Source organism: Streptomyces prasinopilosus, from assembly GCF_001419695.1.
Taxonomy (GTDB): Bacteria; Actinomycetota; Actinomycetes; order Streptomycetales; family Streptomycetaceae; genus Streptomyces; species Streptomyces prasinopilosus.
On the sequence record NZ_LIRG01000409.1, the window covers coordinates 1 to 9458 of the forward strand.

A 9458-nucleotide genomic window follows, 5' to 3' on the forward strand; every position below is an offset into this window, starting at 1 on the left:
CCGTACGAGGGCCCGCTTCCCTGGTGCGGAAGCGGGCCCTCGTACGGGTGCGGACGGACGCGGAGCGAGCGGACGGGACCGGACGGGACCGGACGGTCCCGCGCGTTCCGTGACCGGACGGTCCCGGAAGCGGTCCTAGAAGGCCGCCTCGTCCAGCTCCATCAGGTCCAGCTCGACGCCCTCGGCGACCTTGCGGGCCAGGGTGACGCCGGGCAGGACGTTGGCCGCGAAGAACTTCGCCGCGGCGATCTTGCCGGTGTAGAAGGGGACGTCCTTGGCGGAGGCCGTCTGGAGCTTCTCGGCGGCGACCGCGGCGCCCTTGAGGAGCAGGTGGCCGACGATCACGTCACCGGAGGCCATCAGCAGGCGGGTGGTGTTCAGGCCCACCTTGTAGATGTTCTTGACGTCCTGCTCGGTGGCCGCGAGGTCGGTGAGCATCAGGCCGACGAGGGCCTCCAGGTCGACGGTGGCCTTGGCCAGGTGCTCGCGGGCGCCCGCCAGCTCCTCGCCGCCGGTGCCCAGGGCGAGGAACTGCTTGATGTCCTCGGCGACGGAGTTCAGGGCCGCGCCCTGGTTGCGGACGATCTTCCGGAAGAAGAAGTCCTGGCCCTGGATCGCGGTGGTGCCCTCGTACAGGGTGTCGATCTTGGAGTCGCGGATGTACTGCTCGATCGGGTACTCCTGCAGGAAGCCGGAGCCGCCGAACGTCTGCAGCGACTGGGCGAGCTGCTCGTACCCCTTCTCGGAGCCGTAGCCCTTGACGATGGGCAGGAGCAGGTCGTTGAGCGCGTGCTCGGCCGAGACGTCCTCGCCCGCGGCCGTCTTGACCTCGATCGTGTCCTGCACCGAGGCGGTGTACAGGACGAGCGCGCGCATGCCCTCCGCGTACGCCTTCTGCGTCATCAGCGAGCGGCGCACGTCGGGGTGGTGGGTGATGGTGACCTTGGGCGCGGCCTTGTCCATGAAGTTCGCGAGGTCCGGGCCCTGGACGCGCTCCTTGGCGTACTCCAGCGCGTTGAGGTAACCGGTGGAGAGGGTGGAGATCGCCTTCGTGCCGACCATCATGCGGGCCAGCTCGATGATGCGGAACATCTGGCGGATGCCGTCGTGCTTGTCGCCGATCAGCCAGCCCTTGGCGGGGTGCCGGTCGCCGAAGGTCATCTCGCAGGTGTTGGACGCCTTCAGGCCCATCTTGTGCTCGACGTTCGTGGCGTAGACGCCGTTGCGCTCGCCCAGCTCGCCGGTCTCGAAGTCGAAGAGGTACTTCGGGACGAGGAAGAGGGACAGGCCCTTGGTGCCGGGGCCGGCACCCTCGGGGCGCGCGAGCACGTAGTGGAGGATGTTCTCCGACATGTCGTGCTCACCCGAGGTGATGAACCGCTTCACGCCCTCGATGTGCCAGGAGCCGTCCTCCTGCTGCACGGCCCTGGTGCGGCCGGCGCCCACGTCCGAACCGGCGTCCGGCTCGGTGAGCACCATGGTGGAGCCCCACTGCCGCTCGACGGCGATCTGCGCGATCTTCTTCTGCGTGTCGTTGCCCTCGTTGTACATGATCCCGGCGAAGGCGGGGCCGGAGGAGTACATCCACACGGCCGGGTTGGCGCCCAGGATCAGCTCGGCGTACGCCCAGACCAGCGTGGGGGGCGCCGTCGTGCCGCCGACGGCCTCGGGGATGCCCAGCCGCCAGTACTCGGAGTCCATGAAGGCCTGGTAGCTCTTCTTGAAGGACGCGGGAACCGGTGCGGTGTTGGTCTCCGGGTCGAAGACCGGCGGGTTGCGGTCGGCGTCGGCGAAGGACTCGGCCAGCTCGTTCTCCGAGAGGCGGGCCAGCTCCCCGAGGACGCTCTTCGCGGTGTCCACGTCCATCTCTTCGAACGGTCCGGTGCCGTACAGCTTGTCGCGCCCGAGGACCTCGAACAGGTTGAACTCGATGTCGCGGAGATTGGACTTGTAGTGCCCCATGGTGACGGCTCCCGGTCCGTAGAAAGATCGGCGAGGCACTGGGTTCCTCGCACGGGTTTGCATGCCAGCAAGTGGCTACGATGATGCTACCCGCCAGTAATAAGAAGCAAGCCCGATCTGGCCATCTGTGACGAGATCCGTTCCCCGGGGCCGTCCGGGGCGTCCGGCCGCGGACCGCCGGGAAGGCCCCGTCCGCCGGGCCTTACCGGCCCGTACCCGCCCGCCCCTCCGGCGCCCTCGGTACGCTTGCGCGCATGTACGGCTACGACCAGAACGTAGGGGCACAGCAGGGGTACGTCCCGCCGCAGCAGCAGCAGATGCCGGGCGGGTACGGGCAGCAGCAGCAACAGCAGCAGCCGCCGCTGTACCCGGAGCCGTCCGCACCGTCGCTCGCGGACGCGGTGCGCGCCTTCACCACGGGTCAGGTGACCGCCGAGGACTTCCAGCAGGTCTTCGCGACGTCCAAGGTGTACTGCCCGCGCGGCGACAACCCGGGGTTCCTCGCCCTGCACAACACCCAGCAGCCGGTGATCCCGATGTTCACCTCGCTGAAGGAGCTGCGGCGGTACGCGGGCAAGGAGTCCAAGTACTTCGTGATCACCGGCGCCGAGGTGATCGACCTGCTGCCGACCGGCTACGGCTTCGTGCTGGACATGGAGGGCGAGCACCGGATGGTGTTCGACGCGAAGGCCGTGGAGCAGATGGTCGAGTTCGCGATGCGGCGCATGTACGGGTAGGGCCCGCCCAGGGCGAGGGTGTGCCCGTCGCCGTCGCCGTCGCCGTCGCCGTGCGACGGCCGGGTGGAGCCCACCCGTCACGGAAACCGCCGAGCCCGGAGGGAATGCCCTCCGGGCTTTCTCCGTTGCTGCTGGCAGAAAGTTCAATGCTCAACTAAAATGGCCGTACGAACGAGGAGGTACCGACATGCCTGCAGTGACCGTCGAGAACCCGCTGACGCTCCCCCGGGTGGCCGCTTCGGCCGACGCCGTGGCACGCCCCGTGCTCACCGTCACGACCGCGCCGAGCGGTTTCGAGGGCGAGGGCTTCCCGGTGCGCCGGGCGTTCGCCGGGATCAACTACCGCCATCTCGACCCGTTCATCATGATGGACCAGATGGGCGAGGTGGAGTACGCGCCCGGCGAGCCCAAGGGAACGCCCTGGCACCCGCACCGCGGCTTCGAGACCGTCACCTACATCATCGACGGGATCTTCGACCACCAGGACTCCAACGGCGGCGGCGGCACCATCACCAACGGCGACACCCAGTGGATGACGGCGGGTTCCGGTCTGCTGCACATCGAGGCGCCGCCGGAGTCGCTGGTCATGTCCGGCGGCCTCTTCCACGGACTCCAGCTGTGGGTGAACCTGCCGGCCAAGGACAAGATGATGGCGCCGCGCTACCAGGACATCCGCGGCGGCAGCGTCCAGCTGCTCACCTCCCCCGACGGCGGCGCGCTGCTGCGCGTCATCGCCGGTGAGCTGGACGGCCACGAGGGTCCCGGCGTCACGCACACGCCGATCACGATGGTCCACGCGACGCTGGCTCCGGGCGCCGAGGTCACGCTGCCCTGGCGGGAGGACTTCAACGGCCTCGCGTACGTCATGGCCGGGCGCGGGTCCGTGGGGGCCGAGCGGCGGCCGGTCCGCCTCGGGCAGACCGCCGTCTTCGGCGCCGGCGGCTCGCTGACCGTCCGCGCGGACGAGAAGCAGGACGCGAACACGCCGGACCTGGAGGTCGTCCTGCTCGGCGGGCGGCCCATCCGGGAGCCCATGGCGCACTACGGACCGTTCGTCATGAACACCCGCGAGGAGCTCCAGCAGGCCTTCGAGGACTTCCAGAAGGGCCGCCTCGGCTCCGTCCCGGCCGTGCACGGCATGTCGGCGTCGGGACCGCGGGAGTCCTGACCCGGAAGCCCGGAAGCCCGGAAGCCCGGAAGCCCGGAAATCCGGAGGTTCGGAAGTCCGGAGGCTCGGAGGTCCTGGAAGTCCCGGAAGTCCGGGCCCGGGTGTCCGACCGCCGGGTGCGGGACGGCCCCGTCCGGTCCGGGGCGGGGCCGTCCGCCGTTCCCGGCGCGGTGACCGGGACGGGAGGAGGGGGTGGCGGCGCGCCGTCACCGGTGCGGTGACCTGGGGCGGGCGGGCGGCGGCTGGACAGGGTGTGCCGGGCGTGATCGGCTGAGACGATGCAGGACTCCTCGTCATCTCCGTTGCTGCCCGAAGCCGTTCGGCGTTTCGCCGCCTGGTGTGTCGTCATCCTGCTCGCCTGCGGGGTCGGTTACGTCGTGGTGCTGCTGTGCGTGCAGTTCCGGACGGCCGTGATCCCCATACTGCTCGCCCTGCTCGGGACGGCCCTGCTGCGGCCGCTGCACCGGTGGATGGTGCGGGCCGGCGTGCAGCGGTCCCTCTCGGCGGGTCTGACCTGTGTCGCCGTCGTCGCGGTGGTCGGCGGCGCGGTGTACATCGTCGTGTCCGCCCTGATCGACTCCGGGGATCAGATCATCGCCTCGCTCAGGATCGCGGCGCGCGATCTCGGCAAGCACTTCGGGGCGGCCGGCACCTCCCTGGACGACATCGCGGCGAACGCGCGCGAGCTGCTGTCCAAGTTCGGGAGCACGGCCGCGTCGGGTGTCATCAGCGGGGTCGGCGTGGTGGGCCAGACGCTCACCATGGCGGTGCTCGCGCTGCTGCTCGTCTTCTTCTTCCTGCGCGACTCCGACCGGGCCGCCGGGAAACTGCGCGGGCTCGTGCCGGGCGACTCCGGGGACGCCGTGCTGGCCATGGCCCGCCGGGCCTTCGGCGGGGTCGAGGGCTTCATGCGGGGGACCACCCTCATCGCCCTCATCGACGCCGTCTGCATCACCGTCGGCCTGCTGGTCCTCAAGGTGCCGGGCGCCGTCGGCCTGGGCGCGCTGGTCTTCGTCGGGGCGTACATCCCCTACCTCGGGGCGTTCATCTCCGGGGCGGTGGCCGTCCTGGTGGCGCTGGCCGACCGGGGCTTCCTCATCGCCCTGTGGGCGCTCGGCGTGGTGCTCGCGGTGCAGGTGCTGGAGGGGAACGTGCTCCAGCCGATGATCCAGAGCCGCACCGTGCAGATGCATCCGGCGGTCGTCCTGATCGCCATCACCGCCGGCGCCTCGGTCGCCGGGATCGTCGGCATGCTGATGGCGGTACCGGTGACGGCGGCGGTCTTCGGGATCGTGGACGAACTGCGCCAGCGCCACGCCGCGTCGGCGGAACCGGCCCCGAAGGCGCCCCCGGAGCCCGAGCCGTCGTGAGGTCCTTCACGGGGTGACACGGCCCTCGGCGCGCTCGCGGTCCTCCCGGGGCGCACGGTCCTCCCGGGGCGCGCGGTCCTCGGGCCCCCGCGGGGACGGGGCTCCCCCGGCGTCGTCCGGCGGGGTCTGCGACTCGTCCAGCTCGAACCAGATGCTCTTGCCCTTGCCGCGCGGGACGACGCCCCAGGTGTGGGCCAGGAGTTCGATCAGGAGCAGGCCGCGGCCGGAGGAGGCCAGCTCGCCCGGTGTGCGCAGGTGCGGGAGGTCGGCGCCCGCGTCGGTGACCTGGACGCGCATCCGGCGGCCCCGGGGCCCGTCGGTGATCTCGGCTTCGAGCAGGGCGGCGGCGTCGGTGTGCACGAGGACGTTGGTGAGCACCTCCGACAGGAGCAGGACCGCCGAGTCGACCTGGTCCGCCGACCCCCAGTCGTGCAGCAGCTCGCGCAGCTGCCGCCGGGCCCCCGCGATCCGCTCCGGTTCGGCCTGCTGCACCGTCAGCATGGTGCGGCGCAGCGACGACCGCACCGCGTCGAGGCCCGTGCCCGCGCCGGCGCCGCGGCCCTCGGCCCGGCGGGAGAGCAGCAGCAGGGCGATGTCGTCCTCGCGGCGGTCGATCAGGGGGCCGGTGGTGTGGTGCGAGGAGGGTCCGTGGACCGCCTGCACCAGTGCGTCGGCCAGCTCCTCCAGGTTGCCCTCGTGGCGTTCGAGGGTGCGGCGCAGCCGCTGCCAGCCGGTGTCCAGGTCGTGGCCGCCGGTCTCGATCAGACCGTCCGTGCAGAGCAGCAGGGTCTCACCGGGTTCCAGGGCCATGCGGGTGGTGGGGTAGTCGGCGTCCGGGTCGATGCCCAGCGGAAGCCCGCCGGCCGTCTGCCGGGTCAGCACGGTCGTGTCGGGCATGCGGACCGCCGGCTCGGGGTGTCCCGCGCGGGCGAAGTCCAGCACTCCGCCGGCCGGGTCGACCTCCACGTACAGGCAGGTCGCGAAGCGCGGATCGTAGGGGTCCGCCTCGTTGATCCCGTACAGGAAGCGGGAGGCCCGGGAGAGCACGGCGTCGGGCCGGTGCCCTTCGGAGGCGTACGCCCGCAGGGCTATCCGCAGTTGGCCCATGAGCCCGGCGGCCCGTACGTCGTGGCCCTGGACGTCCCCGACGACGAGGGCGAACCGCCCGTGCGGCAGCGGGATCACGTCGTACCAGTCGCCGCCCACCTGGAGACCGCCGCCGGTGGGGATGTACCGGGCGGCGAGGCTCATGCCGGGGATGCGCTGCGGTCCGATCCTCGGCAGCATCGAGCGCTGCAGGCCGTCGGTGAGGGCCCGCTCGGTCTCGGCGGTGCCCGCGCGGGCCAGTGCCTGGGCCAGCATCCGGGCCACGGTGGTCAGCACCGACCGCTCGTCGGGGGTGAAGGCGACCGGGTGGGCGAAGGCCGCCATCCAGGTGCCCGTCGTGCGGCCGGACGCGATCAGCGGCAGGAACGCCCAGGAGTGGCGGCCGAAGCGTTCGGCGAGCGGCCAGGTGAGGGGGTAGCGGGCCTGGTACTGCTGCGGGGTGGAGAGGTAGATCGCGCGGCCCGTCCGTATCACCTCGGCGGCCGGGTAGGCCGTGTCCAGCGGCATGGAGAAGGCGTCCTCGGCGTCGGCGTCGGGTTCCTGCCCGTGGTGGCCGATGATGGTGAGCCGGTCGCCCGCCACGCCGAACACCGCGAGTCCGTCCGGCGAGAAGCCCGGCATCGACAGGTTCGCCACGACCCGCAGCACCTCCTGCGTCGACCGCGCCTCGGCCAGCGCCCTGCCCGCGTCCAGCAGGAACGCCTCCCGGGACCGGCGCCAGTCGCCGGTGACCGTCCTGCGGTCGGCGGGGGTGCCGGGCGTCGGGTCGGTGACCTCCTGAAGGGTTCCGGTGAGCAGGTACGCCTTGCGCAGGGGGTCGAAGGTCGGCTTGGAGCGACTGCGCACCACCCGTACGACCCGCCCCCGGTCGTCCATGATCCGGATGCGCACCTCGGCGAGGGTGCCTTCGGCGACGGCGAGCCGGATCACCCCGGTGATCTCGTTCCAGTCGACCGGGTGCAGCCGGGACCTGACCTGGGCCTCGGTGAGGGTGGCCTGCTCCGCGGGCAGCCCCAGGAGCCGTGCCGCCACCCCGTCGACGGTGACCAGCCCGGTTGCCGTGTCCCAGTGCCACCGGCCGGTGCCGAGGAGGGCGAGGACGTCCCCCGTGGACGGCAGGGGCTCACCTGTGCGCATTGCCCCACTTTATGGAGTTTCGCGAGGAAAATGCCACCGGCGGCCTCCGCGGCACCGGCGGGCCGTCCTGGGGCGGCGGTCCCGGCCCGGCCGGTAGGCTTGGGGGGAGTTTCACGTGAAACGAAGACCCCGATCCGCGAAGGCTGGATGAACGACGATGCATCGGTACAGGTCCCACACCTGCGGCGAGCTCCGCGCCTCTGACGTCGGCACCGACGTCCGGTTGAGCGGCTGGCTGCACAATCGGCGCGACCTGGGCGGCATCCTCTTCATCGATCTGCGCGACCACTACGGCATCACGCAGCTCGTGGCCCGTCCCGGCACGCCCGCCTACGAGGCCCTGGACCGGCTCTCCAAGGAGACCGTCGTCCGGGTCGACGGCAAGGTCGTCTCCCGCGGCGCGGAGAACGTCAACCCCGAGCTGCCGACCGGTGAGGTCGAGGTCGAGGTCGGCGAGGTCGAGGTGCTGGGCGCGGCGGCCCCCCTCCCCTTCACGATCAACGCCGAGGACGGGGTCAACGAGGAGCGGCGCCTGGAGTACCGCTTCCTGGACCTGCGTCGCGAGCGCATGCACCGCAACATCCTGCTGCGGACGTCGGTGATCTCGGCCATCCGCCACAAGATGACGGCGCTGGGCTTCAACGAGATGGCGACGCCGATCCTGAGCGCGACCTCCCCCGAGGGCGCCCGGGACTTCGTCGTCCCCTCGCGCCTCAACGCGGGCAAGTTCTACGCGCTGCCGCAGGCTCCGCAGCAGTTCAAGCAGCTGCTGATGGTCTCCGGCTTCGACCGCTACTTCCAGATCGCGCCCTGCTTCCGCGACGAGGACGCCCGCGCGGACCGCTCGCCGGGCGAGTTCTACCAGCTCGACGTGGAGATGAGCTTCGTCGAGCAGGAGGACGTCTTCCAGCCGATCGAGAAGCTCATGACCGAGCTCTTCGAGGAGTTCGGCAACGGCCGTCACGTCACCTCGCCGTTCCCGCGGATCCCGTTCCGCGAGGCGATGCTGAAGTACGGCTCCGACAAGCCGGACCTGCGCGCCAAGCTGGAGCTCGTCGACATCACCGACGTCTTCGAGGGCTCGGAGTTCAAGGCGTTCGCCGGCAAGCACGTGCGTGCGCTGCCGGTGCCGGACGTCTCCGGCCAGCCGCGCAAGTTCTTCGACCAGCTCGGCGACTACGCGGTCTCCCAGGGTGCCAAGGGCCTGGCGTGGGTGCGGGTGACCGAGGACGGCTCGCTGACCGGCCCGATCGCGAAGTTCCTGACCGAGGCGAACATCGCGGAGCTGACCAAGCGGCTGTCCCTCGCCCCCGGCCACGCGGTGTTCTTCGGCGCGGGCGAGTTCGACGAGGTCTCCAAGATCATGGGCGCGGTCCGGGTCGAGGCCGCGAAGCGGGCCGGCCAGTTCGAGGAGGACGTCTTCCGCTTCTGCTGGATCGTCGACTTCCCGATGTACGAGAAGGACGAGGAGACGGGGCGGATCGACTTCTCGCACAACCCCTTCTCGATGCCGCAGGGCGGCCTGGAGGCCCTGGAGACCCAGGACCCGCTGGACATCCTGGGCTGGCAGTACGACATCGTCTGCAACGGCGTCGAGCTGTCCTCGGGTGCGATCCGGAACCACGAGCCGGACATCATGATCAAGGCCTTCGAGATCGCGGGCTACGACCGTGAGACGGTCGAGGACAAGTTCGCCGGCATGCTGCGCGCCTTCCGCTTCGGCGCCCCGCCGCACGGCGGCATCGCCCCCGGCGTGGACCGCATCGTCATGCTCCTCGCGGACGAGCCCAACATCCGCGAGACCATCGCCTTCCCGCTCAACGGCAACGCCCAGGACCTGATGATGGGCGCCCCGACGGAGCTGGACGAGGCCCGCCTGAAGGAACTGCACCTGACGGTGCGCAAGCCGCAGGCGAAGTAGTCCGACGACGGCGGAAGGGGCCCGGAACCACCGAGACGGTGGTTCCGGGCCCCTTC

The 9458-nt window shown here is 70.9% G+C and carries 6 protein-coding genes; 4 read left to right on the plus strand and 2 right to left on the minus strand.

What is annotated here, in order from left to right; translation table 11 throughout:
• Positions 1–135: 135 nt before the first annotated feature.
• Positions 136–1962: an acyl-CoA dehydrogenase gene (locus AOK18_RS17730; protein ID WP_055571739.1), complete on the minus strand. Its 1827-nt coding sequence runs from the start codon at positions 1960–1962 to the stop codon at positions 136–138.
• 254 nt (positions 1963–2216) lie between these two features.
• On the opposite strand from AOK18_RS17730, the gene AOK18_RS17735 reads away from it, so the two are divergent.
• The 3 genes from AOK18_RS17735 (at position 2217) to AOK18_RS17745 (ending at position 5237) form a co-directional block, all read left to right on the plus strand.
• On the plus strand, positions 2217–2699 hold the full coding sequence (locus AOK18_RS17735) for an SseB family protein (RefSeq protein ID WP_055608004.1): 483 nt from the start codon (positions 2217–2219) through the stop codon (positions 2697–2699).
• A 187-nt stretch (positions 2700–2886) separates the two neighbouring features.
• Positions 2887–3867, plus strand: a complete 981-nt coding sequence (locus AOK18_RS17740) for a pirin family protein (RefSeq protein ID WP_055695013.1) — start codon at positions 2887–2889, stop codon at positions 3865–3867.
• 278 nt (positions 3868–4145) lie between these two features.
• A complete protein-coding gene (locus AOK18_RS17745; protein WP_055571742.1) occupies positions 4146–5237 on the plus strand; it encodes an AI-2E family transporter in 1092 nt (363 codons plus the stop codon).
• 6 nt (positions 5238–5243) lie between these two features.
• Here the strand turns inward: AOK18_RS17745 and AOK18_RS17750 are convergent, their stop codons facing one another.
• Positions 5244–7481: an ATP-binding SpoIIE family protein phosphatase gene (locus AOK18_RS17750; RefSeq protein WP_079105070.1), complete on the minus strand. Its 2238-nt coding sequence runs from the start codon at positions 7479–7481 to the stop codon at positions 5244–5246.
• A gap of 157 nt (positions 7482–7638) precedes the next feature.
• Between AOK18_RS17750 and aspS the strand changes: the two genes are divergently transcribed.
• A complete protein-coding gene (gene aspS / locus AOK18_RS17755) occupies positions 7639–9402 on the plus strand; it encodes an aspartate--tRNA ligase (RefSeq protein ID WP_055571743.1) in 1764 nt (587 codons plus the stop codon).
• Positions 9403–9458 lie beyond the last annotated feature (56 nt).